The organism is Rahnella sp. ATs2, from assembly GCF_051851855.1.
GTDB classification, from domain to species: Bacteria; Pseudomonadota; Gammaproteobacteria; order Enterobacterales; family Enterobacteriaceae; genus Rahnella; species Rahnella variigena.
This window is the reverse complement of the sequence record NZ_JBLYPL010000002.1, coordinates 283,721-308,132: the sequence shown is the minus strand read 5'-3', so window position 1 is coordinate 308,132 and position 24,412 is coordinate 283,721. Positions and strand designations below refer to the sequence as shown.

The window sequence follows — 24,412 nt, the reverse complement described above, 5'->3', positions numbered from 1 at the left end:
ATGACTTCCAAACTTGATCCGCGTTTTAACGATCCGCGATTTTCCACCCGTGTCGAAATCACTGTGCCTTTTCATGATGCCGATGCGATGGGCGTGGTCTGGCACGGCAACTATTTCCGTTATCTGGAAGTCGCGCGCGAGCAGTTACTCAAACAGTTTGATTACGGTTACCGTCAGATGGAGGCTTCCGGTTATGTCTGGCCGATCGTGGATACCCGCCTGAAATATATCGCACCGGTGCTTTTTGAGCAGCGTATTGCGGTTCATGCTCAGCTTGAGGAAATCGAAAATCGTCTGCGTATCGGCTATCAGATTTATGACATCGAAACCGGTAAACGCACCACGACAGGTTACACATTGCAGGTCGCGGTAGATGCCACCACGAAAGAAATGTGCTTCGTCTCGCCGCAGGTGCTTTTCGATAAAACAGGAGTCAGTCTGTGAAAGCTTTTCTGTTCCTCGTACTGACCGTCTTAAGCGTAACCGCGCACGCCGTCACGCTGGAAGAATTACAGCAACGCTTCAGTCAGGTACCGGTATTGCGTGCTGATTTTGCGCAGCAAAGAACCATCAGCGGAATGGCACAACCGCTCAATTCCAGCGGAAATCTGCTGATTGCCCAGCAGCAGGGGCTGTGGTGGCAGCAGGAAAAACCGTTTAGCCTGACGTTATTGCTGACTGAAAAACGCATGGTACAAATCATGGCGGGTCAGGAACCGCAGGTAGTGACGGCGGATAATAACCCGCAAATGTTCCAGTTCAACTCCCTGCTCAGCGCGCTGTTCCACGCAGACCGCAAGGTGCTGGAAGAAAACTTTGCTCTCGATTTTAACGATCTGGGCAAAGGCGCCTGGAAACTCGTCCTGACGCCGAAAGTGTCACCGCTGAACCGACTGTTCCGCAGCATCACGCTTAATGGCGAAACCTTCCTGAACAATATTGATATTAATGATATGCAGGGCGATGCCACACACATTCGTTTCTTCAATCAGAAAACGACGCCTGCCACACTGACCGACGCCGAGAAACGCCATTTTGCATCCTGATCTTCACAGAAAACTGGCGCAGAGCTGGCTGCTGATTATCGCGTTGATGGTGGCGGCACTGTTCTGGTTACTGCCACGCAGTCAGATTAACAGCAGCGTGCTGGCGCTTTTGCCTCAGCAGCAGACGGCGGATGTTCCGCAGGCATTTTCTGACGGATTCACGCAGCGGCTGGACAGGCAACTGATGTGGCTGGTCAGTCCGCCGCCGGGTGCCGGAGTTCAGCCCGCCAATGACTGGCTTACGCAACTGCAAACGTTGCCGGAGCTGAATCGCATCGCAGGGCCGATGGATGCGCAGCGTCAGCAGGAGTGGGGCGCTTTCTTCTTCAAACATCGCAATGCGTTGCTTGATGACGCGACGCGCCAGCGCCTGAAATCGGGCGCTGAGGCACAAAGTCAGTGGATCCTCGGTCAGGTCTATTCGGCATTTTCAGGCGTCAGTGGCAAAGAACTGGCAAACGATCCGCTGCTGCTGGTGCGCGCTTCGCAAATGGCGCAACAGCAAAACAGCGCTGGTATGACGCTGGATCAGGGCTGGCTGATGGCCCGCGATAAACAGGGGCGCAGCTGGTATCTGCTGCACGGCGAGCTGAAAGCCTCTTCGTATGACATCACCTCGGCAAAACACACTGTGGCGGTGCTCAGTGCGGCGAAAGATGCGTTTGAAGCACGCTGGCCGGGCGCGAAAGTCCTCGGGCGCGGCACGATTTTCTACAGTAATTATGCCAGTCAGCAGGCTGAGCACGATCTCTCTACGATTGGCGCGGCATCAGTGCTGGGCGTGTTTGCGCTGATCTTACTGATGTTCCGTTCTGTCCTGCCGTTGTTGCTCAGCCTGCTATCTGTCGCTATCGGCGCGCTGTCTGGCACCGTTTTGACCTTATGGATATTTGGCGAAATTCACGTGACGACGCTCGTGCTGAGTACCAGCATTGTCGGCATTTCCGCCGACTACACGTTGTACTTCCTGACGGAACGGCGTGTACACGGTGAGGTGAATTCCCCGCTGGAAAGTCTGAAAAAGCTCTTCCCCGCCTTATCTGTGGCGCTGCTGACCACGGTGGCCGCCTATCTGATGTTGCTGATTGCGCCGTTCCCCGGCCTGCAACAGCTGGCTGTTTTTGCCGCCGCCGGGCTGAGTGCCGCCTGCATCACCGTAATGTGCTGGTATCCGTATTTATCGAAGCGTTTGCCGGTCGGGCCAGCCCCAGGACTGGCGATCATCATGCGCTGGTTGCTGGCGTGGCGCAGCCGCAAAGCCGTTAGGTTCGGATTACCCTTGCTGATTTTAGTGCTGGTGGTGGCCGGAATATCGCGGCTGAAAATCAACGATGACATCGCGGATCTGCAATCTCTTCCTGCGGATTTACAGCAGCAGGAACAGCAGATCGCCGCGCTGACCGGACAGACCAACGATCAGAAATGGCTGCTGGTGTATGGCGACAGCACAGAACAGACACTGCAACGTCTGGAAGCTTTGCGGCCAAAGCTGGCGCAGGCTAAAGAGAAAGGCGTGATCGACGGATTCCGTGCGCTCAGCCTGCCTTCACAAGCACAACAGCAGCGCGATTTATCCCTGCTCCGCCAGCGCACCCCGCAAATTATTGCGCAGTTGCAGCAGGCGGGCGTGACGGTGGCGAACCCTGATCTCAGTGCGCAAACGGTTGATGTGCCGCAATGGCTTAACAGTGTGGTAAGCGAGGGCTGGCGTTTGCTGTGGCTGACGCTGCCGGACGGGCGCAGCGCCACGTTGATTCCGGTGAGCGGCGTGCATGACAGCGCAGCGATGGCGGCGCTGGCGGCTTCCACACCTGGAGCGGGCTGGATCGACCGCAAAACAGAATTCAGCAGCCTTTTCTCACAATACCGCGTTTATCTGACGTATCTGCTGGCGCTGGCTGTGGCGGTCATTGCGGCTATTTATCTCTGGCGTTTTCGTCTGCCGCACGGGCTGGTTTGCCTGGTGCCGACGCTGCTTTCGCTCGGAATGGGCGTCGCGGCGCTGGGTTTCAGCGGTCACAACCTTAATCTTTTTTCCCTGCTGGCGCTGATCCTGGTGCTGGGGATTGGCATCAATTACACCCTGTTTTTCACCAATCCGCGCGGCACGCCCACCACATCAATGTTTGCCATTTTCATGGCCGTGGTGACGACATTACTGACGTTTGGCATGCTGGTGTTCAGCTCGACACAGGCGATCAGTAGTTTCGGAATCGTACTGAGCGCCGGTATATTAACGGCTTTCCTGCTGTCGCCACTGACCTTGCCAGCAAAAAAACGAGGACGTAAAAAATGACCCGATTGATGTGGCCGGTGCTGGCGCTTCTGATCTTAATGCTGGGCGGTTGTGCGACAAATTCACCTTCCGGTACTGAGCCTCAGGCGTGGCTGAAACGCGGCGTTCAGGTGAAACTTCCCGCCCCTTTATTGGATAAGCCGGTCAGTCAGCAACAGTTGCTGACGGCTACCGTCAACGGCAAACAGCAGTCATTGCTGGTGCTGCTTAATGCGGATGGCAAATCGCTGCAACTGGCCGGATTGTCTCCGCTTGGGATCCGCCTGTTCAAAGTGGTCTACGATCAAACAGGCATCCACACCGGGCAGGCGATAAAAATTGAGGGTTTACCTCCCGCTAATCAGGTTCTGGCCGATATTATGTTGAGCTACTGGCCGGTACAGAGCTGGCAACCGTTGCTGCCAGCGGGCTGGACGTTCGATGAGCAGCCGCTGCGCCGGACATTACTGGATAACGAAGGCCATGCCGTCACCCGTATTGATTACGTAGCGCAGGGCGGCACGCGTCAGCCTGTTTCGATTACTCAGATGGCGTTTCACTACCAGATAACTATCCAGAATGTCGGTGAATAACATGATCTACTTTTCGGCCGTGGGCATGGTTAACGCGCTGGGAAATAACAATGCGCAAATCGCTGCCAGCCTGATGGCGGGCGTAGCGCCGGGTATGACCGTGCAGGAAGGCTGGCTGACGGAAGACCGGCCGGTCTGGCTGGGCAGTGTGACGGGTGACTTGCCTGCCATCCCGGCAGATCTCTCTGCGCACCGCAGCCGCAATAATCAGTTGTTACTGGCCGCGCTGGCGCAAATTGAAGCGCCGGTAAACGACGCGATCGCCCGTTATGGCAAAGATCGCGTGGCAATCGTAATGGGCACCAGTACGTCAGGTATTGCCGAAGGTGAGGATGCAGTGCGCCATCTTCAGCAGCATGGTGAATTCCCGGCGGATTATGACTATCAGCAGCAGGAGCTGGGTGATCCTTCACAGTTTATGGCGCAGCTTTTGGATCTGAGTGGTCCTGCCTATACCTTATCGACGGCCTGTTCTTCCAGTGCGAAAGCGATTATCAGCGGAAAACGCCTGATTGAATCCGGTCTGGCTGATGCCGCGCTGGTCGGCGGAGCTGACAGTTTGTGCCGGATGCCGGTAAACGGCTTTAACAGTCTGGAATCTTATTCCCTCGGTCATTGCACGCCATTTGGGCAAAACCGCGATGGGATCAATATCGGTGAGGCATCAGCCCTGATTTTGCTGACACGTGAACCGGCAGATATTGCGCTGCTTGGTGCCGGTGAATCATCAGATGCCTGGCATATGTCTGCGCCGCATCCTGAAGGGCTGGGCGCCGAACGCGCCATTATTATGGCGTTAGAACAGGCCTGTCTGCGTCCCGGGGATGTGGGATACATCAATGCACATGGCACTGCCACGCCGCTTAACGATCAGGTGGAAGCCGCGGTGATCCACCGGCTGTTTGGCAACCGGACGCCGTGCAGTTCTACCAAGCATCTTACCGGCCATACGCTGGGTGCGGCGGGCGCAACGGAAGCGGCGATGAGCTGGCTTATCCTCACGCAAAATCTTGCGTTGCCGCGACAGGATTTCAGCATAACGCCGCGGGATATCAGCCTGCCGGATATCCGTCTGGTGGAGACGACAGAAATGGCGGAGAAACCGGTCATTTTATCCAACTCCTTTGCTTTTGGCGGCAATAACGCCAGCCTGGTGATCGGAAGACCGTCATGAATGCCTTAAACGCAGCAGATTATTTACCGCATGAATCGCCGATGGTGTTGCTGGAAAACATCATCGACGTGACAGAAGAAACGGCGTTGTGCAGCGTCGTGGTTTCAGAAAACGGCGTGCTGGCACCGTTTCTTAATGCCCGTGGTGCGTTGCCCGCGTGGTACGCCATTGAGCTCATCGCGCAAACTATTGGCGTATGGAGTGGCTGGCACGGCGCGCAGAGCGGGTTATCGCCGCAGGTGGGCATGCTGCTGGGCGGCAGGGCGATAAAATGCAGCGTGCCGGAATTTGCAGCAGGCAGTGAATTACGGATAAGCGTGGCGATGGTATTGCGCGACGAAAAACTCGCCAGCTTTGAAGGCGTTATCTGCATTAAACGAGAACAAGACAACCTTCAGGTTGCGCAGGGAAGGCTGAATACGTACCAGCCAGACAAGGATGAATTGATTAAATTGACACAGGGGAAACTGGAATGACGCGTTCGGTATTAGTGACCGGTGCCAGCAAGGGGATCGGCAAAGCCGTTGCCTGCCGGCTGGCAGGCGATGGCTTTTTGATAGTCATTCACTACCACAGCGATAAAGCAGGCGCAGAAAACACCCTGCAACAGATAACTGAAAATGGCGGTAGCGGTCGCATTGTGCAGTTCGATATCAGCAACCGCCAGCAGTGCCGCGACGTGATAGAAGCGGACATAGAAGCGCATGGTGCGTATTACGGTGTAATTAATAACGCCGGCATCACCCGCGACGCGGCGTTTCCGGCGCTGACTGACGAAGACTGGGACGGCGTAGTCCACACTAATCTCGACAGCTTCTACAATGTTTTACACCCTTGCGTAATGCCGATGATCGGCCTGCGTCAGGGCGGGCGCATTATCGCACTTTCCTCGGTTTCCGGTATCACGGGCAACCGCGGTCAGGTCAATTACAGTGCCGCCAAAGCCGGGATTATCGGAGCCTGCAAAGCGCTGTCGCTGGAGCTGGCGAAACGCAAAATCACCGTCAACTGTATTGCGCCGGGGCTGATCGACACCGGTATGCTCGACATGGAACAGCCGGCGCTGGATGCTGCCATGAGCATGATCCCACTTAAACGTATGGGACGTGCTGAAGAAGTCGCCGGGCTGGCGAGCTATCTGATGTCGGATATCGCGGGCTACGTGACACGCCAGGTAATCTCCATCAACGGAGGCATGGTATGAGTCATCGTGTAGTGATCACCGGCATGAAAGGGGTTACGGCATTCGGCAACCACTGGGACGAGGTTTCTGCCCGTCTGCAGCAGGGTAAAAATGCCGTTCGTCATATGGATGAATGGTTGATCTACCAGGGGCTGAACACTCATCTGGGCGCACCGGTGGATGATTTTGTGTTGCCTGCGCACTACACCCGCAAACGTATCCGGTCGATGGGGCGCGTCTCGCTACTTTCAACGCGTGCAGTGGAACTGGCGCTGGAACAGGCCGGTTTGCTGGAGGATGCGGTTCTGACCGATGGCGAAACCGGCATTGCGTTCGGTTCATCGACCGGCAGCACCGGCCCGGTGAGTGAATTCGCCACCATGCTGACGGAGAAGCACACCAACAACATCACCGGCACGACGTATGTGCAGATGATGCCGCACACCACGGCCGTGAATGCAGGGTTGTTCTTCGGGCTGAAAGGGCGCGTTATTCCGACGTCCAGCGCCTGTACCTCCGGCAGTCAGGCCATCGGTTATGCCTATGAAGCGATCAAACACGGTTACCAGACTGTGATGGTGGCGGGCGGTGCGGAAGAACTCTGTCCGTCTGAAGCGGCTGTTTTTGACACGCTGTTCGCCACCAGCCAGCAGAATGCTCACCCTGAACTTTCGCCACGTCCGTTTGACACACAGCGTGACGGTCTGGTCATTGGCGAAGGAGCCGGGGCGCTTATTCTTGAGTCGCTCGAACATGCACAGGCGCGGGGCGCGAAAATTTACGCTGAAATCGTCGGATTCGCCACCAACTGCGACGCGGCGCATATTACCCAGCCGCAGCAATCCACCATGCAGATTTGTATCGAAAAAGCGCTGAAAAATGCCGGTATTCCTGCTTCTGAAATTGGCTATATCAGTGCGCATGGCACGGCAACAGATCGCGGCGATATCGCGGAAAGTCACGCAACTGCCGCCATATTTGGTGATCAGACGCCTATTTCATCGCTGAAAAGTTACTTCGGCCATACGCTCGGAGCCTGTGGTGCGCTGGAAGCGTGGATGTCGCTGGAAATGATGCGTGAAGACCGGTTTGTGCCGACCATCAACCTGACGCAGCCGGATCCGCTTTGCGGCGAACTGGACTACATCATGGGGGAATCGCGCCATATTCAGACTGAATTTATTCAGTCGAATAACTTTGCATTCGGCGGGATCAATACCTCTTTAGTTTTCCGTCGCTGGCCGTAAACAATGAACTCTGCGCGTCTCATCACTGCATCGCTGGATGACCCTTTTTCGTTGTCCCGCTTGTCCGCAGACATGATGGCCAAAAGTGCCGCAATGAACCCCGCCCGCCGCCAGCAATGGCGTGCGGGCAGGGCGCTGCTGGCCAAAGCACTGTCCGTTTTCTGCGGTGGTGAGACGTTGCCGGAACTGCAGTTTTCTGCGCAGGGAAAACCCTTTTTTGCCGATGTATCCCTGCCGCATTTTTCTCTCAGCCACAGCAAAAATCATCTGCAACTGCTGCTATGTCAGGCGGGTGAAGCCGGAGGCGATGTGGAGCAAATGCGTCCGCGGCGTCGTTATCATGACGTCGCCCGCGAAGCATTCAGTGACACCGAGTTTCAGTGGCTGATGGAACAGGCGGAACCGCAAATGGCGTTCTGGCAACTGTGGTGTCTGCGTGAAGCGTGGCTGAAACAGCAGGGCGGCAGCGTGTGGCAGATGGACCGGATCCGCCTCGATCCGGCCTTCAGGTCTTTTACGTCTGAACCCGCCACGGACACTCAGTTATGGTATTTAGCCGATGGTTCTGAGATGCGGGCGCTGGCGCTGCCTGCGGGTGTTTCAGAACTTGAAGAATATGCTTTTAACGCGGTTTCCGGCGATTTTATCCCACTGGCCTCCCGGCCATGGTCGCAATTTTCCTCCTGCTGATTATTGCGTTCAAATCAAAAGTCTTCTGGCAAAGCGGTCGTTTTTATCCATGAACGTGCAGTTCATACTCTCTCCAAGATTTATCACCCTGAAAAATTAAAAGAGAGAACACTATGAGCATTCCTGCCTTCGGTTTGGGCACATTCCGCCTGAAAGATGACGTCGTCAAAGCGTCTGTTGCCACCGCCGTGGAACTGGGTTATCGCGCCATTGATACCGCACAGATTTATGACAACGAAGCCGCCGTCGGCGATGCGCTGGCTGAGAGCGGCGTCGCGCGCGAAGAACTCTACATCACCACCAAAATCTGGATTGAAAACCTGGCGGCTGACAAGGTCATCGACAGCCTGAAAGAGAGCCTGCGTAAACTGAAAACAGATTATGTCGATCTGACGCTGATCCACTGGCCGTCTCCGGACCAGGCCGTCAGCGTGGCAGAAACGATGCACGCACTGGTGGAAGCGAAGAAAATGGGCCTGACCCGCGAAATCGGTATTTCCAACTTTACTGTCGCGCTGATGCAGGAAGCGATCGACGCCGTGGGCGCGGATCAGATTGCGACTAACCAGATCGAACTGTCTCCGTTCCTGCAAAACCAGACCGTGGTCGATTTCGCTCGTCAGAACAGTATTGCCGTAACGTCTTATATGACGCTGGCCTACGGTGACGCGCTGAAAGACGCGACGATTATTGAGATTGCCGGCCGCCATCTTGCGACGCCTGCGCAGGTCGTGCTGGCCTGGGCATTGCAGCTGGGTTACGCGGTTATTCCGTCATCGACCAAACGCGAAAACCTGCAAAGTAATCTGCTGGCGCAAAACCTGACGCTGACAGATAACGACATGCAGCAGATCGCTGTGCTGGAACGCAACGGCCGTCTGGTCAGCCCTGAAGGTCTGGCGCCAAAGTGGGATTGATCCTTACACGCTTCCCCCTGCGAAGGGGGATATTCAGCTCCCGCGTGTTCCCAGCTTTTCACTCAGAAAATCAATAAAACATCGGATCCTTGTGCTGACCGTCTGATCGCTGTAATACACCGCGTGGAATGGCATGGCGATACGCAGGGTATCCGGTACCAGCAGTTTCACCAGATCTCCCCGTGCAACATCCTCATCGGTCATAAAATCCGACAGACAGGCAATGCCGTTGCCCTGTAAACACAATCTGCGCAGTGTCTCACCGCTTCCTGAGCTGATAAACGGTGTGACCGTCAGCTGCTGGCCGTCCGCGCACAGCAGTGGCCATTTGTTCAGCGCCACCACTTCGTTAAAACCCAGACATCGGTGTTTCAGCAGATCATCAGCGCTTTGCGGCGTTCCCCATTTTTTCAGGTAATCCGGCGACGCCAGCACGCTGCGATAGCTGAGCATCAGCTTGCGCGCCCGCAGGCTGGAATCTTCCAGCTCACCGACGCGGATCGCCACATCCACTTTATGGTCGATCAGATTGATATTGCTCTCGGAAGAAAAAAGCGCGAGCGACATCTTCGGGAATCGTTCGGTGAATTCTGCCACCAGCGGCGAAATGATGTGCAAAATAACCGGCGTCGCTGCATCGATGCGTAAAACCCCCTGCGGATCGTCGCGGTTCTCCAGCAAATCGTCTTCGGCTGCCGCCATTTCATGCAGGATCTTCTGTACGCGGACGAAATAGCGCTCGCCTTCGTGCGTCAGGCTGATCTGACGCGTGGTGCGGTTGAGCAGGGTGATGCCCAGTTTTTGCTCAAGACGTTTCAACGTCCGGCTGACCACGGAATTATCCTGTCCCAGCTGTTCTGCCGCGCGGCTGAAACTGCCGCTTTCCACCACCGTGACAAAGGTAATCAACTCTTCAGAACTGGCTCGCATTGTTGTTACTCCAGCATAAATAAATTGATATTTTGGTTATTTCTGTCATTTAAGCACAAGCCGATAATAGCCGCCATCAAATCGATATTTATGTGGAGTAAAGGTTATGCCGCTTGCACTATTAGCACTGACCATCAGCGCGTACGCTATAGGAACAACAGAGTTTGTTATCGTCGGCCTGGTGCCGACCATCGCACAGCAACTGGGCGTTTCAGTCCCGTCCGCCGGTTTGCTGGTGTCCATTTACGCACTCGGCGTGGCGATTGGCGCACCGGTTCTGACCGCAATGACGGGCCGCGTACCGCGCAAAACGTTGCTGATTGGCCTGATGGTGCTGTTCACGCTGGGTAACCTGCTGGCGTGGCAGTCACCGAATTACAGCACGCTGGTGATGGCGCGCCTGCTGACCGGCCTGGCGCATGGTGTGTTCTTCTCTATTGGCTCGACCATTGCCACCAGTCTGGTGTCGAAAGAAAAAGCGGCTTCTGCCATCGCGCTGATGTTTGGTGGTCTGACCGTGGCGCTGGTGACGGGTGTGCCGCTCGGGACATTTATCGGTCAGCATTTCGGCTGGCGTGAAACTTTCCTCGCGGTGTCGCTGATTGGTGTCGTTGCCATTATTGCCAGCGCGATCCTGGTGCCGAATAACATCAAAAACAAACCGGCAGCGCGCATTTCTGATCAGATCAAAGTACTGATGAACCCGCGTCTGTTACTGATTTACGCCATCACCGCACTGGGTTACGGCGGCGTATTCACCACGTTCACGTTTCTTGCGCCGATGATGCAGGAACAGGCCGGTTTCTCCGCCAGTATGGTCAGCTGGATCCTGCTGGCGTATGGCGTGTCGGTTGCCATCGGCAATATCTGGGGCGGCAAACTGGCTGACCGCCATGGAGCCGTTAAAGCGCTGACGATTATTTTTGCCGCACTTGCCGCGCTGTTGCTGATTTTCCAGTTCACTTCAGGTTTCGGTATTCCGGCGTTAATCACGCTGCTGGTGATGGGAATTTTCGCCTTCGGCAACGTACCCGGATTGCAGGTTTACGTGGTGCAGAAAGCTGAAGAGGTGACGCCGAATGCGGTCGATGTGGCGTCTGGTCTGAACATCGCAGCATTTAACGTCGGTATCGCTTTAGGTTCGGTGATTGGCGGGCAGGTGGTTTCCACAATTGGTCTGGCGCAAACGCCGTGGATTGGCGCGGTGATCGTCGCGGGCGCGCTGTTACTTATCCGTCTGAGCGGGCATCTCGACCGCAAGCCGAAAGCGGCGCTGGCCTGATTTATCCTGCATTCTGTGTCTTCACGGCTCGCTTCGGCGGGCCGTTTTCGTTTTTGTGCTAGCCTGTAGATGTGACCAGGTTGTATACCAATGTAAACAGATTTGGCCTGAGCGCCTGCGGGCGTATACTGAACTTTCGCTGTGGGAATCTCTCTCATATAGCAACGATACAACGGGTAAACAGGCGATTAGCGTGCGGAAAAAAACATATGCAATGAGGTATGTCGCAGGTCAGCCCGCTGAGCAAATCTTTCCGGGTGCCCTCGCACATTTAGGGCCGGATTTGCCGCCGGGTGCTGCGCTACCCAACTCGAATATTCTGCGCGTCATGGTGTGGAATATCTTTAAACAGCAGCGGGCTGACTGGTTGTCAGTTCTGCGCGATTACGGCAAAGATGCGCAACTGGTGTTACTTCAGGAGGCGCAGACGACGCCCGAACTGATCCGCTTTGCCACATCCAACTATCTGGCTGCCGATCAGGTGCCGGCGTTTATGCTGCCTCAGCACCCCTCTGGCGTGATGACACTCTCTGCGGCGCATCCGGTTTATTGTTGCCCGCTGCGTGAGCGTGAGCCGCTTCTGAGGCTGTCTAAATCGGCATTAGTGACTGTCTATCCGCTTCTGGATGGCCGTTTGCTGATGGTGGTGAATATTCATGCCGTCAATTTCAGCATCGGTATCGACGTCTACAGCAAACAGCTCGACCCGATTGGTGAGCAGATTGCTAACCATAAAGGGCCAGTGATTATGGCGGGGGATTTCAACGCCTGGAGCAAACAGCGTATTAACGCGCTGTATGGCTTTGCGGGGAATATCCATCTGGAGGAAGTGCGTTTTCCTTCTGACTACCGTAAGCGGGCGTTCGGCAGGCCGCTGGATTTCATCTTTTACCGTGACCTGAGCGTCACCAGTGCGTCGGTGATGGAAACGCGGGCTTCAGACCACAACCCGTTGCGGGTTGAGTTTATGGCAAGTAAACCGCTGGCGTTGTAGTGCTTTTTTTTGTCGATCAAAAGAATGCGGCTCAAAAGCACACAGTCAAAAAAAGCAGATATAAAAAAAGCACCCGGAATATTCAGGGTGCTTTTTTATTGCCGGTACCGTTACGAATCAGGTATCAGGACTCATCTTGTTGCTGACGAACAACGTTAACTTGTTGCCCGGCTGCAGGTTGTCGGCATTAGTGTTCCAGCGCATCACATCTTTGATGTTGACGCCGTGACGCTTGGCAATGCTCGACAATGAATCGCCCTTACGCACCTGATAAGTGATGCTGCCGCCATTGGCACTGGTATCGCTGACGCTGTTATCCGCCACCTGCAGTGTTTGCCCAACTTTTAACGCGCCTGCTGAGCGCAAATTGTTCCAACGCTGTAAATCACGGGTCTTCACATTCAGCCGGGCTGCAATGCCAGACAAGCTGTCGCCGGAGCGAACCTTGTACTGTTTTGCACCTGACGGACTGTTGCTGGCCAGTTTGGTTTCCTGTACTGCGGCAATATCGCCATCAGCCAGTGAATCTTTTAACTGGTCGGCATGCGCCTTCGGCAGAACGATGTAATGCGGGCCATTCGGCGCGGTTACATTTTTCTTGTAGCCAGTGTTAAACGACTTGAGCTTGGTCAGGGACATGCCCGCCATCTCCGCCGCCTGGGTCAGTTGCATCTGCTGTCCAACTTCAACACGCGCCAGGGCACGGTCTTCACTCGGTTTCGGCAGACTAATACCGTATTTTTTACTGTGCTTGAGAATGTCGCTCAGGGCTAACATCTTCGGCACATAAATCGATGTTTCACGTGGAAGCGCCAGCGCCCAGAAGTCAGTCGAACGACCCTTAGCTTTGTTCGCTTTCACCGCTTGCATTACGCGGCCTTCACCACTGTTATACGCAGCAACGGTCAGTAACCAGTCGCCACCAAACATCTTGTTCAGGCGTTGCATCATATCAAGCGCAGCAGTTGTCGAAGCCACAACATCGCGGCGACCGTCATACCACTGGTTTTGTTTCAAACCATAGTTTCGACCCGTTTGAGGCACAATCTGCCACAACCCTGCAGCGTTAGCTGATGAGGTTGCTTTAGGGTCAAAAGCGCTCTCCACTATGGGTAGCAGTACCAGTTCCATCGGCATATTACGTTTTTTAATCTGCTCGGTGATCCAGTACATGTACGGCTCTGCCCGTAATGTTACATCGTGGAGATAGCTCTTATTCTTTAAATATTTAACTCTTTGTTCGCGGATCCGGGGATTATCCGGAACCTTCATCTTCAGCTCGTCGCCTATGAAGTTCCACAAATTTTGTTGGGAGACGGTGTCGTTTCCATCCAACCATCCCCCAGAGGCCGCACGGCCATCATCTGTGTACTGTCCTGCTTCACTTTGACTTGCTGAAGACAAACTCTGTGCATGTTGTTCCGGTACCTTCACGCCCTGCCTGGACGCCTGGCAACCTGTGAGCAACATGGAGGCGATTATTAGGATCGCGTTTGCCTTCATGTGTGTGTCATAGTTGCTTAAAAGACGAGCGATAATACTTTGCTTCGAAAAAAAACACAACCTTTGGGGCTAAAAGGTGTCTTTCAGTGCCCTTAATTGTGCGAAAACCTGCCAGTCAGGCTTTAAGGAACCGTTAAGGTTTAATTTGTTTTGTAAATCAACATCATCGCAACGTAAAAAGAGGTTAATTTTACGCTCAAGACCGAGGGTAGAAGGCAGGGAAGATTGTCCCTTTTCACGCATTTGTTGCACTTTGTGCTCATGAGAATGAATATCATGATCCTGCGGTAAAATGGAGCGCGCAAACTTAAGATTTGAGAGAGTGTACTCATGTGCGGCGCAGACTAATGTTTCATCAGGCAGGGCTGCTAAGCGTTGAAACGACTGGTACATTTGCTCCGGCGTCCCTTCGAACAAACGGCCACATCCGGCGGAAAACATCGTGTCTCCGCAGAAAAGATAAGGTGCGCTATAGTATGAAATGTGACCAAGAGTGTGCCCGGGCGTAGCAAAGATCTGCCATTCCAGACCGCCAATTACCAATTTATCGCCGTTTTTAAGACTAATCTGACTAAATTTGTTCTCAGTTTCGTGAGGTCCGTACACTTTCAGACCCGGAAAATGGCTGCAAATCTCATCAACACCCCCAACATGGTCGTGATGATGATGCGTCAGGAGGATAGCCGTCGGGGTTAAATTATCCTTTTTCAGCGCGGCTAAAACCGGCGCTGCTTCACCGGGATCGACAATCAGGCAATGCCCTTGCTGGTCATCGAGCATCCAAATGTAATTGTCCTGCAAGGCAGGAATACTGATAAGATTCATGGCAACCTCTCTTTGGCAACTGCTTGAAAGAAGATAACAAACTATGCGACCAGCCCGCGCCCGTAAGAAAATAGTTGCACCGGCTTCATGGGAAGATATCCCATGCGGCGACTACTACCGTGCCGCGCTTGAGCAACAACTGCAACCCTGGTGGGGCAAACTTTACGGGTTCCACCTGCTGAAAATCGGCGCATTAAGTGCCGAAATCGATGCTCAGGCCTGTCCGATCTCGCATCAGGTGAACTTCGCACCGGAAGGCGAGGGGCTGCATGTTCAGGGCGATCCTTACTATTTACCGTTTGCGGCAAAATCGGTGGATGCCTGCCTGCTCAGCCATACGCTGGCTTACGCGGATGACCCGCACCGCATACTGCGTGAAGTGGATCGCGTGCTGATTGATGACGGCTGGATGGTGCTCAGCAGCTTTAATCCGCTCAGTCTTTTAGGTATCGGCAAACTGATGCCGGTGTTTCGTAAACGCCAGCCTTACAGCAGCCGTTTATTTACCCAGATGCGTCTGCTCGACTGGCTGTCTTTGCTCAATTATGAAGTGATGGTTCACCGGCGTTTTCACGTGCTGCCGTGGAAAAAGAATGGCGGAAAATTACTGAGTACGCATCTTCCTGCGCTGGGATGTATGACGCTGATCATTGCCCGCAAAAGGACTTTCCCGCTGACACCGACCGCGAAAAAAGTCCTCGCACAGAAACAAAAAATACCGCAGGCCGTAGGTGCGACCAAGAGTTACCGGGAAGAACATCGGGATTGAGTTGAGAAGAGAATGACCAACGCGCAGCCGTTTAATTCTCAGCCTGATAACCCACATCTTCCAGCGTCGGATTCCCCGCCGCTTCTTTCGCCAGCACGTCGCACCGCTCATTCTCAGGGTGCCCGGCGTGGCCTTTGACCCACATCCAGTTCAGCTGATGCGTCTGGATCGCGGCGTCGAGACGTTTCCATAAATCGACGTTTTTCACCGGTTTTTTGTCTGCTGTTTTCCAGCCACGTTTTTTCCAGTTGTGGATCCAGGTGGTAATGCCCTGGCGCACATACTGGCTGTCGGTGCTCAGCGTCACTTCGCAGGGCGTGCTCAATGCTTCAAGCGCCACAATCGCCGCCATCATTTCCATGCGGTTATTGGTGGTGAGACGAAAACCCGCGCTGAACTCTTTTTCGTGTTGCTTATAGCGTAAAATCGCGCCGAAACCGCCGGGGCCGGGATTACCCAGGCAGGAGCCGTCGGTGAAAATTTCTACCTGTTTGGTCATATCTGGCAGGCTCTGTCATCAAAAGTAAAAACCAAGTCTGACATAAACCGCCGTGCCGGGCACAGCAATATCTTGGGGTGTAACTGTCTGAAAGCGGGCGCTGAGGAGGCTTTGTAACAGGTTTGGCCATCAGTAATGACTCTTTTGGCTGGAGAGCGCTGTCTTTTGCAATATAATAGGAAACTGCAGAGTGCCAGTTCAAAACTCTGAGTGAGTTCCGACTTTCATGGTTTTTTCACTGCCAATTTTCCAATGCTTTAAGGATGTCTAATGAGAAATGTTACGGTTTCTGCAACACAAATGAGCTGCAGCTGGGATCTGGAAAAGAATATTGTTAACGCTGAGAAACTGGTTCGCCAGGCTCATTCTAAAGGCGCACAAGTTATTCTTATTCAGGAACTTTTTGCTGCGCCTTACTTCTGTATTGATCAGAGCCCTGAGCATTACAGCCTGGCACAGGAGCTGGACAACAGCCCGCTGATCCGCCATTTCTCTGCGCTGGCGAAAGAACTGGAAGTGGTACTGCCTCTGAGCTTCTTTGAAAAGTGCAATAACGCCTATTACAACTCGCTGGTCATGATTGATGCTGACGGCAGTGTGCTGGACGTTTACCGCAAAACTCACATTCCGAACGGCCCGGCCTATCAGGAAAAACAATTCTTCATTCCGGGCGACACTGGCTTCAAAGTGTGGAATACCCGTTATGCGAAAATCGGCGTGGGCATTTGCTGGGATCAATGGTTCCCGGAAACCGCACGTTGCCTGGCATTGCAGGGCGCAGAAATCATCTTCTATCCGACGGCGATCGGTTCAGAACCGGCGTATCCGGAAATCGACAGCCAGCCACACTGGACCCGCGTTCAGCAGGGTCACGCTGCGGCTAACCTGGTGCCGGTGATCGCCTCTAACCGTATCGGCACGGAAAAAAGCAAATTCATTCCTGATTATGAAATGACCTTCTACGGTTCTTCCTTCATTGCTGATCAAACCGGTGCGCTGGTTGAACAGGCCAACAAAACGGAAGAAGCCGTGCTGGTTCATACCTTTGATCTCGATGCTATTGCTGCACAGCGCGCATCGTGGGGTCTGTTCCGCGACCGCCGTCCTGAAATGTATGGCGCAATCGCGACATCCGACGGTTCAACAAGGAAATAACTGATGTCTTCTATTGATATCAATCCTCAAGCTGAAGGTTTTGCGATGCCCGCTGAATGGGCATCGCAGCAGGCTGTCTGGATGATCTGGCCTTACCGCACCGATAACTGGCGCTCGAACGGGCGTCCGGCACAGCTGGCTTTCGCCAATGTGGCGGCAGCGATTGCGACAAAAACGCCGGTATTTATGGCGGTTCCGGCAGCGGAAATGGCCAACGCACGCGAAGTGATGCCAGCGCAGATTACGCTGGTGGAAATGGAAAGCGACGACGCCTGGATGCGTGATACCGGCCCGACCATTGTGGTCAATCCGCAAGGCGAGCGTCTGGCTATCGACTGGACATTCAACGCCTGGGGCGGCTTCAACGGCGGTCTGTATTCGAGCTGGGAGCGTGACCAGCTGGTTGCCCGTCAGGTAGCGAACTATCAGCACATTCCTTATGTGTCGACGGATCTGGTGCTGGAAGGGGGCTCCATTCATGTGGACGGCGAAGGCACCTTGCTGACCACCGCAGAATGCCTGCTCAATCCGAACCGTAACCCTGATCTTTCCAAAGCTGACATTGAAGCGCAGTTGCAGAAATACCTCGGCGTGAAGCAATTCATCTGGCTGGAAGAGGGCGTATTTAACGACGAAACCGACGGACACATCGACAATATGTGCTGCTTCGTGCGTCCGGGTGAAGTCGCTTTGCACTGGACTGACGACGAGCAGGACCCGCAGCACGCGCGTTCTGCCGCAGCGTTAAAAGTGCTGGAAGCTTCGAAAGATGCCAAAGGGCGCAGCCTGAAAATCTGGAAAATGCCTTCGCCTCCTGTGATGCACGCCACCGCAGAAGAGACGATTGGCGTATTGCCGGGCACGGCGATTGAGCGTGTGGAAGGCAACCGTCTGGCAGCGTCTTACGTCAATTACCTGATCAGCAATAACCACATCATTTTCCCGCTGCTCGATGCGAGAACCGATAAGCTGGCTGAAGCAATGTTTGCGCAAATGTATCCGGATTATAAAATCACTGGTATTCCGGCCCGTGAAATTCTTCTGGGTGGTGGTAACATCCACTGCATTACGCAGCAAATCCCCGCGTAAGACAAAGTGCCCGGCCGTGTCTCTGTGCGTGCCGGGCAGACTGTTTCTGCCATTGACTGTCAGCGTTGGAAAATGACCCATGGATTTACAAAACACATCTAACAGGATCGTCGTTCTCGATACCGAAACCACCGGTATGAATAAACTCGGCGTCCATTACGAAGGGCACCGGATTATCGAAATCGGTGCTGTTGAAGTGGTTAACCGTCGTCTGACGGGGCGCAATTTCCATGTTTATCTCAAACCCGATCGTCTGGTGGATCCGGAAGCCTTCGGCGTTCACGGCATCAGTGACGAATTCCTCGCTGATAAACCGACTTTCGCCGAGGTGGCTGACGACTTTGTCGAGTACATTCGTGGCAGCGAATTAGTCATTCATAACGCAACGTTCGACATCGGCTTTATGGATTACGAGTTCGACATGCTCGGCCGTAATCTGCCGAAAACCGAGACGTTCTGTAAAATAACCGACAGCCTGGCGATGGCGCGTAAGCTGTTTCCCGGCAAGCGTAATAACCTCGATGCCCTCAGCGATCGTTACCTGATCGACAACAGCAAACGTACGCTGCACGGCGCATTGCTTGACTCCGAAATTCTTGCCGAAGTTTATCTGATGATGACCGGCGGCCAGACCAGCATTAAATTCACCCACGAAGGCGAGCAAAATACCGGCGCTGACGGGCTCGGGATCCAGCGCGTGGCGCGTCCGGCGTCCGGGTTAAAAGTGATTGCGGCGAATGAGCAGGAACTGGCGTGGCACGAAGAAAGATTGGATCTGGTGGTGAAAAAGGGCGGCAGTTGTTTGTGGCGTTCTTAAGCTGCTTTTCCTGACTTTTGGATTGAAAATATCCAGCCTGCGGAAAAACTGTGCGGTTGATTGAAAATATCAGGAAAAGCATTGACGTAAGGGCGGGCATTCCTTAATATCCGCTCCGTTCTTAACCAGAACAAAACGCGGAGCGGTAGTTCAGTTGGTTAGAATACCTGCCTGTCACGCAGGGGGTCGCGGGTTCGAGCCCCGTCCGTTCCGCCACTATTCAGAAGCCCTGAGTGAGAAATCACTCAGGGCTTCGTCGTTTCAGCCATCCTGGCTGTTTCCTTCCTTGTATCAGTCTGTTATTCCGCTTCGATTTTCATATAGCCCATTGCGCCGCTGGTCGCACGATCATGGCGGGCGATGTAACGATAGAAACCGCCTGCCAGGAATGCACCAATAAACCAGCTGAAGTTCGCCACCTGATGCAGGTCGGGCGTAAAGCTTATCACCAGACCAATCACCACTGCGGGTACCAGGGCTGCAATCGCTTTCGGGTTAAACCCGTTGCGATACCAGTAACGGCCGGAAGGCGTGGCGTTAAACAGCGCATCGACGTCCATATGACCGCGTTTGATCAGATAATAATCCGCCAGCAAAATCCCGAACAATGGCCCGATAAATGACCCCAGCACGTCCAGCGTGTAGTGGATAATTTCCGGTGACTGGAACAGGTTCCACGGCGTCAGCAGCACAGAACCGACCGCGGCGATCATCCCGCCGGTACGGAAACTGATTTTCTGCGGTGAACAGTTAGAGAAGTCGAACGCCGGTGACACGAAGTTCGCCACGATATTGATACCGATGGTGGCGATGATCATGGTCAGCAGACCAAGCGCCACGGCAACGCTGTTACCCACACGGCTGACGGTTTCGATAGGATCGGTGATCATCTGCCCGAACAACGATTGTGTCCCTGAGACGATAACTACGGTCACAATCGAGAACAGCAGGAAGTTAAACGGCAGACCCCAGCGGTTACCGCGACGGATTTCGCTCATGCTTTTACCGTAGCGGGAGAAGTCACCAAAGTTCAGCAGCGGACCGGAGAAATAAGATACCACCAGCGCCGTGGCGGTTAACATTTCCCAGCCTTGCTGACCGACCGTCAGGGTTTTGGTGGATAACGTAAAGGAGATATTACTCAGCCCGGTTTTATACAAAATCCAGCCCGCCAGCATCAGCATAACGACATACACCGCCGGACCCGCCACATCGATAAAGCGCTTAATCGCGCTCATTCCGTGCCAGAACACCATCGCCTGCAATACCCACATAATGCCGAAACAAATCCAGCCGAGGGCAGAAAGGCCCAGCCAGTGCGGCACGGTCAGCGGCGTCAGGGAAGGGAAGAATTTTAGCAGCACCAGCATTAACGCGCTGGCCGCCAGATAGGTCTGAATACCGTACCACGCGAAAGCGATCAGCCCGCGGATCACCGCCGGAATATTCGCCCCGAATACACCAAATGCCTGACGGCAAATCACCGCGTAGGGCACACCCGCCTGCTGGCTTGGCTTCGCCACCAGGTTGGCACAAATCTGCACGATACAAATCCCGCACAGCAAACACAGCAGCACCTGCCAGCTGGTCAGGCCGAGGGTGAAGAAACTGGCGGCGACCACATAACCGCCCATGCTGTGTACGTCGGACATCCAGAAAGAAAATATGTTGTACCAGCTCCAGTTCTGGTCACGGGTCGGTGCTAAATCATCATTGCACAGCCGCGGGCTGTAATAAGGCTTGATGATCCCGGCACCCTGTTCGGAAGACGCCGTTGCGGAGGTGATTTCCTGATTTGGCATAAATCGTGCTCCTGTCATAAACAACATGTGAAAGTCGGAAGCCGGTGACCGGCTGCCCAAAGTTAAAAAGCAGTCACGGGAACACTGCATGAATCAGGCCAAACTTCACTTCTTGTATACAAAAAATCTATTTCAGGTATACGATAAATACACAGAACGGTATACGGAGTAACAGCAATGACCAGTTGGAGCGGGCTGAATACGGCCTATTTTACCGAGGATAAGGACGACCACATTTACAACGCGCTAGTGAGGTCTATTGTTGAGCACCAGCTTTTACCCGGCAGTAAATTACCCGAAGAAGCACTGGCGGAAGTGTTCTCGGTCAGCCGCACGGGTATCCGTCGGGTGTTACAGCGCCTTGCCGCAGTGCAACTGGTGACGATATTGCCCAAACGTGGTGCGCATGTAACCGCGCCGGATGCCGCAGAAGCGCGCGATGTTTTCGCTACCCGTAAAATTCTTGAATGCGCCAACTTGCCGCAGGTTATTGCCCGTTGTCAGTCGACCCATCTGGTCGCACTGAAGAAGCTGGTGCAGGAAGAAAAGCGTGCCCATGACGAGCGCGACGGCGCGGCGGCAATCCGTCTGTCAGCCGCTTTTCACGTCCAGCTTCAGGCCATTTCCGGCAATAAAGTCCTGACCGAATCCGTCTCTCAGCTCACATTGCGATCTTCACTGGCGATCGCTGCCTGGGGCGCGCCGTGGCAGCAAGGATGCCGTTGTCATGATCATGACGATCTGCTGGAACTGCTGAAAAAACGCGACACCGTGGCGTTGTCCGGCAGCATGGCGCAGCATTTTGACAGCATCGTCGCCAGCTTGCGCTTTGAGCAAAACAAAGGGCCGACGCCTGATTTCGCGCAGATTTTTGCGGCCCGGATGCCGGTCACAGAAAAGGACTCAGACTGATGGCCAATCCACTTTGTATACAACTGATCAATCCCAATACCAGTCTGGCGATGACCGACGTGATGGCGCAAACCGCCCGCTCGGTGGCGGCGCCGGAGACACAAATTTTGGCCGTTTGCCCGGAAGAAGGCGCGCCGTCTATTGAAGGGCATTTCGATGAAGCGATTGCCACGCTCGGCGTATTGCAGCAGATAAAAGCCGGACGGGATGCGGGTGTCGGCGGGCACATTATTGCCTGTTTCGGTGATCCGGGATTACTGGCCGCCCGTGAACTGGCGCGTGCGCCGGTTGTCGGCATTGCCGAAGCGGCGATGCATCTGGCGACAATGGTGGCGACGCGATTCTCTGTCGTCACGACCTTGCCGCGCACGCTGACCATTGCCCGGCATTTGCTGCATCAGTACGGATTCGAACGCCATTGTGCCGCCTTACACGCCATCGATTTACCGGTGTTATCACTGGAAGACGGCAGCGGTCTGGCGCAGCAGAAGGTGCGCGAGCAATGTATCGCGGCGAAAAAATCCGACGGCAGCGGGGCGATTGTGCTCGGTTGCGGCGGAATGGCCGATCTGGCGCAGGAACTGACGCTCGAGCTGAATATACCGGTGATCGACGGCGTCAGCGCGGCGGTCAAAATGGTCGAGTCACTGGCGTCTTTACGCCTGACGACCAGTAAACACGGTGATCTGGATTATCCGCTGGAAAAACCTTTGTCTGGTCGTTTTGCCGGACTGAATCTGAGAGAACACTATGTCTGATTTTGAGTACGGTTTGACTGATGCTTATCCGCGTGACCTGATCGGTTACGCCGGACGTCCGCCACACGCCAACTGGCCGGGCAACGCCCGCATTGCGGTGCAGTTTGTTCTCAATTACGAAGAGGGTGCTGAAAATAACGTTTTACATGGCGATGCCGGTTCCGAGCAATTCCTGTCTGACATCATCGGCGCAGCCAGTTTTCCCGACCGCCATATGTCGATGGATTCGCTGTACGAATACGGATCCCGTGCGGGTTTCTGGCGCATCCACAATGAGTTTCAGAAACGCGGCTTACCGCTGACCGTTTTCGGTGTAGCGATGGCGCTGGCACGCAATCCGGAAATTGTCAGCGCGATTAAAGCGGCGGATTACGACGTTGTCAGCCACGGCTGGCGCTGGATCCACTATCAGAACATGAGCAAAGCCGAAGAGTCGGAGCACATGCAAAAAGCCATCACCGTGCTGCGCGACCTGTTCGGCAAAGCGCCGTCCGGCTGGTACACAGGCCGCGACAGCCCGAACACCCGCCAGCTGGTCGCGGAGTCTGGCGGATTCCAGTATGACAGCGATTATTACGGTGATGACCTGCCGTTCTGGACGACGGTGAAACTGGAAAATGGCGAAACGAAACAGCATCTGGTGATCCCATACACGCTGGAAACCAACGACATGCGGTTTGCCTCCCCGCAGGGGTTCAATACCGGCGAGCAGTTTTATACCTATCTGAAAGACACGTTTGACGTGTTGTATGAAGAGGGCGAAACATCGCCGAAAATGATGTCGATCGGGATGCATTGTCGGATCCTCGGTCGCCCGGGGAGATTTCGCGCTTTACAGCGGTTTCTCGATTACGTCGAATCGCATGATCGCGTATGGGTTTGTAAGCGGCAGGATATTGCCGACCATTGGGTTAAACATTTCGGTGTTTAATCCCGAAATTCAAAACCTTGGGCTCGCCGCCCAAACTGGCCCAGAGGACGCGTAAGCGCGCGCCCTCTGGACTCCCGCGCTTTTTCACTGCGCGCTGTCGCGGGCACGACGGACATGTTCTGTTGCTTCAGTGGGTGGCGAAAATCCAGGTGCTTCGCACTACCTTCTCTCGGTCTTCAAGCCATAGGTCTTGAAGCCGCTCCGTTCAGCTGAATTTTGAGCACGCCAATCCACTTTTCTAAAAGATGAAAAACAGTCTGCCGTTAATTTTAAGATGGTGCGGGCGATTCAGAAATCTTGCTGAACGGAGCGTCCTGAAGACCTGAGGCTTCAGGACCGAGAGAGGGAACCGCGTAGCGGCAAGATTTCCAGCCTGTCACGGTGGTTGCTGAAACATAGCCAGCGAGCGATAGCATGCAGTTAAAAGACGTGGGAGATCCAAGAGGGGCCCGTCCTGGCCCCTTTTGGGCGGTTTCGGCGCAGCGCGATAAGTGATCGCTGTTATTGAGAAACCGAAATTATCACCGTTCAGATTTCCCCTCGGTGGGAACCGAAATTGTCACCGTCCATTCCTGGAAAAGAACAGTTTCCTCAGCTTTCCAAAGCTGAACCGCCCATTGGTTCGGTCAAACCATCAGACTCACATGGGCTGCCACAATCTTCCATCCACTCGCCATCTTCACCCACGTCTGCTGCTGACGCCCGATTTTGTCGGTGCCTTCACGGCGAAACTCCGTGCTGGCCACTGCCATGTCATCGCCAAATGTGGTGATGGTGGTGTTGACCAGATCCCGGTTTAAACCTTGTGAGGAACGCGCTGAGCGGAACGCGCGGATGGCTTCGATGCCGTAAAGATTTTCGCCCGCACCGTAGCGCACGGTACGCGGATCGTGCCAGAACAGTTCGTCGAGGACGGCGGTATCGTTGGTGATCAGCGCCTGTTCATAGCGATAAAACGCCGCATTCATTTCGGCAAGGATCGCCGGGCGGTCGATATGTTCAGTTTTCATGATTCGTCTCT

Annotated in this window: 25 protein-coding genes and 1 tRNA gene; 20 read left to right on the top strand and 6 right to left on the bottom strand. The window is 54.3% G+C overall.

All coding sequences use genetic code 11. The annotated features are described in order from the left end of the window. The 10 genes from ACJY2G_RS03140 (at nucleotide 1) to dkgB (ending at nucleotide 9,125) form a co-directional block, all read left to right on the top strand. The gene (locus tag ACJY2G_RS03140; RefSeq protein WP_112290815.1) at nucleotides 1-444 is read left to right on the top strand and encodes an acyl-CoA thioesterase; all 444 of its coding nucleotides are present in this window, start codon (nucleotides 1-3) and stop codon (nucleotides 442-444) included. Next, nucleotides 441-1,046, top strand: coding sequence for a LolA family protein (locus ACJY2G_RS03135; RefSeq protein ID WP_430320254.1), 606 nt, complete (start codon nucleotides 441-443; stop codon nucleotides 1,044-1,046). The genes ACJY2G_RS03140 and ACJY2G_RS03135 overlap by 4 nt, the downstream gene beginning before the upstream one ends. Continuing rightward, nucleotides 1,036-3,342: an MMPL family transporter gene (locus ACJY2G_RS03130; protein ID WP_430320255.1), complete on the top strand. Its 2,307-nt coding sequence runs from the start codon at nucleotides 1,036-1,038 to the stop codon at nucleotides 3,340-3,342. The genes ACJY2G_RS03135 and ACJY2G_RS03130 overlap by 11 nt, the downstream gene beginning before the upstream one ends. Further along, nucleotides 3,339-3,914 carry a DUF3261 domain-containing protein gene (locus ACJY2G_RS03125; protein WP_120163225.1) on the top strand — a complete coding sequence of 192 codons (576 nt, stop codon included), beginning with the start codon at nucleotides 3,339-3,341 and terminating at the stop codon, nucleotides 3,912-3,914. The genes ACJY2G_RS03130 and ACJY2G_RS03125 overlap by 4 nt, the downstream gene beginning before the upstream one ends. A 1-nt stretch (nucleotide 3,915) precedes the next feature. Continuing rightward, nucleotides 3,916-5,088 carry a beta-ketoacyl-[acyl-carrier-protein] synthase family protein gene (locus ACJY2G_RS03120; RefSeq protein ID WP_430320256.1) on the top strand — a complete coding sequence of 391 codons (1,173 nt, stop codon included), beginning with the start codon at nucleotides 3,916-3,918 and terminating at the stop codon, nucleotides 5,086-5,088. After that, nucleotides 5,085-5,564 (top strand): ApeP family dehydratase, encoded by a 480-nt coding sequence (locus ACJY2G_RS03115; RefSeq protein ID WP_113877938.1) that lies wholly within the window; start codon nucleotides 5,085-5,087, stop codon nucleotides 5,562-5,564. The genes ACJY2G_RS03120 and ACJY2G_RS03115 overlap by 4 nt, the downstream gene beginning before the upstream one ends. Further along, the gene (locus tag ACJY2G_RS03110; RefSeq protein ID WP_113877939.1) at nucleotides 5,561-6,292 is read left to right on the top strand and encodes a 3-ketoacyl-ACP reductase FabG2; all 732 of its coding nucleotides are present in this window, start codon (nucleotides 5,561-5,563) and stop codon (nucleotides 6,290-6,292) included. Before ACJY2G_RS03115 ends, ACJY2G_RS03110 begins: the two co-directional genes overlap by 4 nt. Then, nucleotides 6,289-7,518 (top strand): beta-ketoacyl-ACP synthase, encoded by a 1,230-nt coding sequence (locus ACJY2G_RS03105; protein ID WP_439291191.1) that lies wholly within the window; start codon nucleotides 6,289-6,291, stop codon nucleotides 7,516-7,518. The genes ACJY2G_RS03110 and ACJY2G_RS03105 overlap by 4 nt, the downstream gene beginning before the upstream one ends. Before the next feature lie 3 nt (nucleotides 7,519-7,521). Next, complete coding sequence (locus ACJY2G_RS03100) at nucleotides 7,522-8,208, top strand: 4'-phosphopantetheinyl transferase superfamily protein (protein WP_430320258.1); 687 nt, start codon at nucleotides 7,522-7,524, stop codon at nucleotides 8,206-8,208. A 113-nt stretch (nucleotides 8,209-8,321) separates the two neighbouring features. After that, the gene (gene dkgB / locus ACJY2G_RS03095) at nucleotides 8,322-9,125 is read left to right on the top strand and encodes a 2,5-didehydrogluconate reductase DkgB (RefSeq protein ID WP_430320259.1); all 804 of its coding nucleotides are present in this window, start codon (nucleotides 8,322-8,324) and stop codon (nucleotides 9,123-9,125) included. A 33-nt stretch (nucleotides 9,126-9,158) separates the two neighbouring features. Here the strand turns inward: dkgB and yafC are convergent, their stop codons facing one another. Then, a complete protein-coding gene (gene yafC / locus ACJY2G_RS03090) occupies nucleotides 9,159-10,055 on the bottom strand; it encodes a DNA-binding transcriptional regulator YafC (RefSeq protein ID WP_129639187.1) in 897 nt (298 codons plus the stop codon). A 106-nt stretch (nucleotides 10,056-10,161) separates the two neighbouring features. On the opposite strand from yafC, the gene ACJY2G_RS03085 reads away from it, so the two are divergent. Together ACJY2G_RS03085 and ACJY2G_RS03080 are read left to right on the top strand one after the other, a co-directional pair. Further along, a complete protein-coding gene (locus tag ACJY2G_RS03085; protein WP_430320260.1) occupies nucleotides 10,162-11,337 on the top strand; it encodes an MFS transporter in 1,176 nt (391 codons plus the stop codon). Nucleotides 11,338-11,530: 193 nt separating this feature from the next. Continuing rightward, nucleotides 11,531-12,331 (top strand): endonuclease/exonuclease/phosphatase family protein, encoded by an 801-nt coding sequence (locus ACJY2G_RS03080; protein WP_112290801.1) that lies wholly within the window; start codon nucleotides 11,531-11,533, stop codon nucleotides 12,329-12,331. 117 nt (nucleotides 12,332-12,448) lie between these two features. On the opposite strand, the gene mltD is transcribed toward ACJY2G_RS03080, so the two are convergent. Both mltD and gloB read right to left on the bottom strand, forming a co-directional pair. Next, on the bottom strand, nucleotides 12,449-13,834 hold the full coding sequence (gene mltD / locus ACJY2G_RS03075) for a murein transglycosylase D (protein WP_113877942.1): 1,386 nt from the start codon (nucleotides 13,832-13,834) through the stop codon (nucleotides 12,449-12,451). Nucleotides 13,835-13,903: 69 nt separating this feature from the next. Then, nucleotides 13,904-14,659: a hydroxyacylglutathione hydrolase gene (gene gloB, locus ACJY2G_RS03070; RefSeq protein ID WP_120163219.1), complete on the bottom strand. Its 756-nt coding sequence runs from the start codon at nucleotides 14,657-14,659 to the stop codon at nucleotides 13,904-13,906. A gap of 43 nt (nucleotides 14,660-14,702) precedes the next feature. On the opposite strand from gloB, the gene ACJY2G_RS03065 reads away from it, so the two are divergent. Beyond that, nucleotides 14,703-15,428 (top strand): class I SAM-dependent methyltransferase, encoded by a 726-nt coding sequence (locus ACJY2G_RS03065; RefSeq protein ID WP_112290797.1) that lies wholly within the window; start codon nucleotides 14,703-14,705, stop codon nucleotides 15,426-15,428. Nucleotides 15,429-15,459: 31 nt separating this feature from the next. Here ACJY2G_RS03065 and rnhA read toward each other — a convergent pair whose 3' ends face one another. Beyond that, the gene (gene rnhA, locus ACJY2G_RS03060) at nucleotides 15,460-15,927 is read right to left on the bottom strand and encodes a ribonuclease HI (RefSeq protein ID WP_056781594.1); all 468 of its coding nucleotides are present in this window, start codon (nucleotides 15,925-15,927) and stop codon (nucleotides 15,460-15,462) included. Between the two features lie 270 nt (nucleotides 15,928-16,197). Between rnhA and aguB the strand changes: the two genes are divergently transcribed. From aguB to ACJY2G_RS03040, 4 genes are all read left to right on the top strand, one after another. Continuing rightward, complete coding sequence (gene aguB, locus ACJY2G_RS03055; RefSeq protein ID WP_112290795.1) at nucleotides 16,198-17,082, top strand: N-carbamoylputrescine amidase; 885 nt, start codon at nucleotides 16,198-16,200, stop codon at nucleotides 17,080-17,082. Nucleotides 17,083-17,085: 3 nt separating this feature from the next. Continuing rightward, a complete protein-coding gene (aguA, locus tag ACJY2G_RS03050; protein ID WP_430320261.1) occupies nucleotides 17,086-18,171 on the top strand; it encodes an agmatine deiminase in 1,086 nt (361 codons plus the stop codon). Between the two features lie 79 nt (nucleotides 18,172-18,250). Then, nucleotides 18,251-18,988: a DNA polymerase III subunit epsilon gene (gene dnaQ, locus ACJY2G_RS03045; RefSeq protein WP_430320262.1), complete on the top strand. Its 738-nt coding sequence runs from the start codon at nucleotides 18,251-18,253 to the stop codon at nucleotides 18,986-18,988. Nucleotides 18,989-19,127: 139 nt separating this feature from the next. Continuing rightward, nucleotides 19,128-19,204 (top strand) — tRNA-Asp (locus tag ACJY2G_RS03040). Nucleotides 19,205-19,287: 83 nt separating this feature from the next. Here ACJY2G_RS03040 and ACJY2G_RS03035 read toward each other — a convergent pair. Continuing rightward, entirely contained in the window at nucleotides 19,288-20,790 is a 1,503-nt protein-coding gene (locus ACJY2G_RS03035; RefSeq protein WP_113877946.1) for an NCS1 family nucleobase:cation symporter-1, read from the bottom strand. A gap of 177 nt (nucleotides 20,791-20,967) precedes the next feature. On the opposite strand from ACJY2G_RS03035, the gene ACJY2G_RS03030 reads away from it, so the two are divergent. From ACJY2G_RS03030 to puuE, 3 genes are read left to right on the top strand one after another with little or no spacing between them, the layout of a single operon-like run. Continuing rightward, complete coding sequence (locus tag ACJY2G_RS03030; protein ID WP_113877947.1) at nucleotides 20,968-21,702, top strand: GntR family transcriptional regulator; 735 nt, start codon at nucleotides 20,968-20,970, stop codon at nucleotides 21,700-21,702. Next, entirely contained in the window at nucleotides 21,702-22,460 is a 759-nt protein-coding gene (locus tag ACJY2G_RS03025; protein ID WP_113877948.1) for an aspartate/glutamate racemase family protein, read from the top strand. Before ACJY2G_RS03030 ends, ACJY2G_RS03025 begins: the two co-directional genes overlap by 1 nt. Then, nucleotides 22,453-23,391, top strand: coding sequence for an allantoinase PuuE (gene puuE, locus ACJY2G_RS03020; RefSeq protein WP_430320263.1), 939 nt, complete (start codon nucleotides 22,453-22,455; stop codon nucleotides 23,389-23,391). The genes ACJY2G_RS03025 and puuE overlap by 8 nt, the downstream gene beginning before the upstream one ends. A gap of 626 nt (nucleotides 23,392-24,017) precedes the next feature. Here the strand turns inward: puuE and hpxZ are convergent. Continuing rightward, nucleotides 24,018-24,401 carry an oxalurate catabolism protein HpxZ gene (gene hpxZ, locus ACJY2G_RS03015; protein WP_112290588.1) on the bottom strand — a complete coding sequence of 128 codons (384 nt, stop codon included), beginning with the start codon at nucleotides 24,399-24,401 and terminating at the stop codon, nucleotides 24,018-24,020. Nucleotides 24,402-24,412 lie beyond the last annotated feature (11 nt).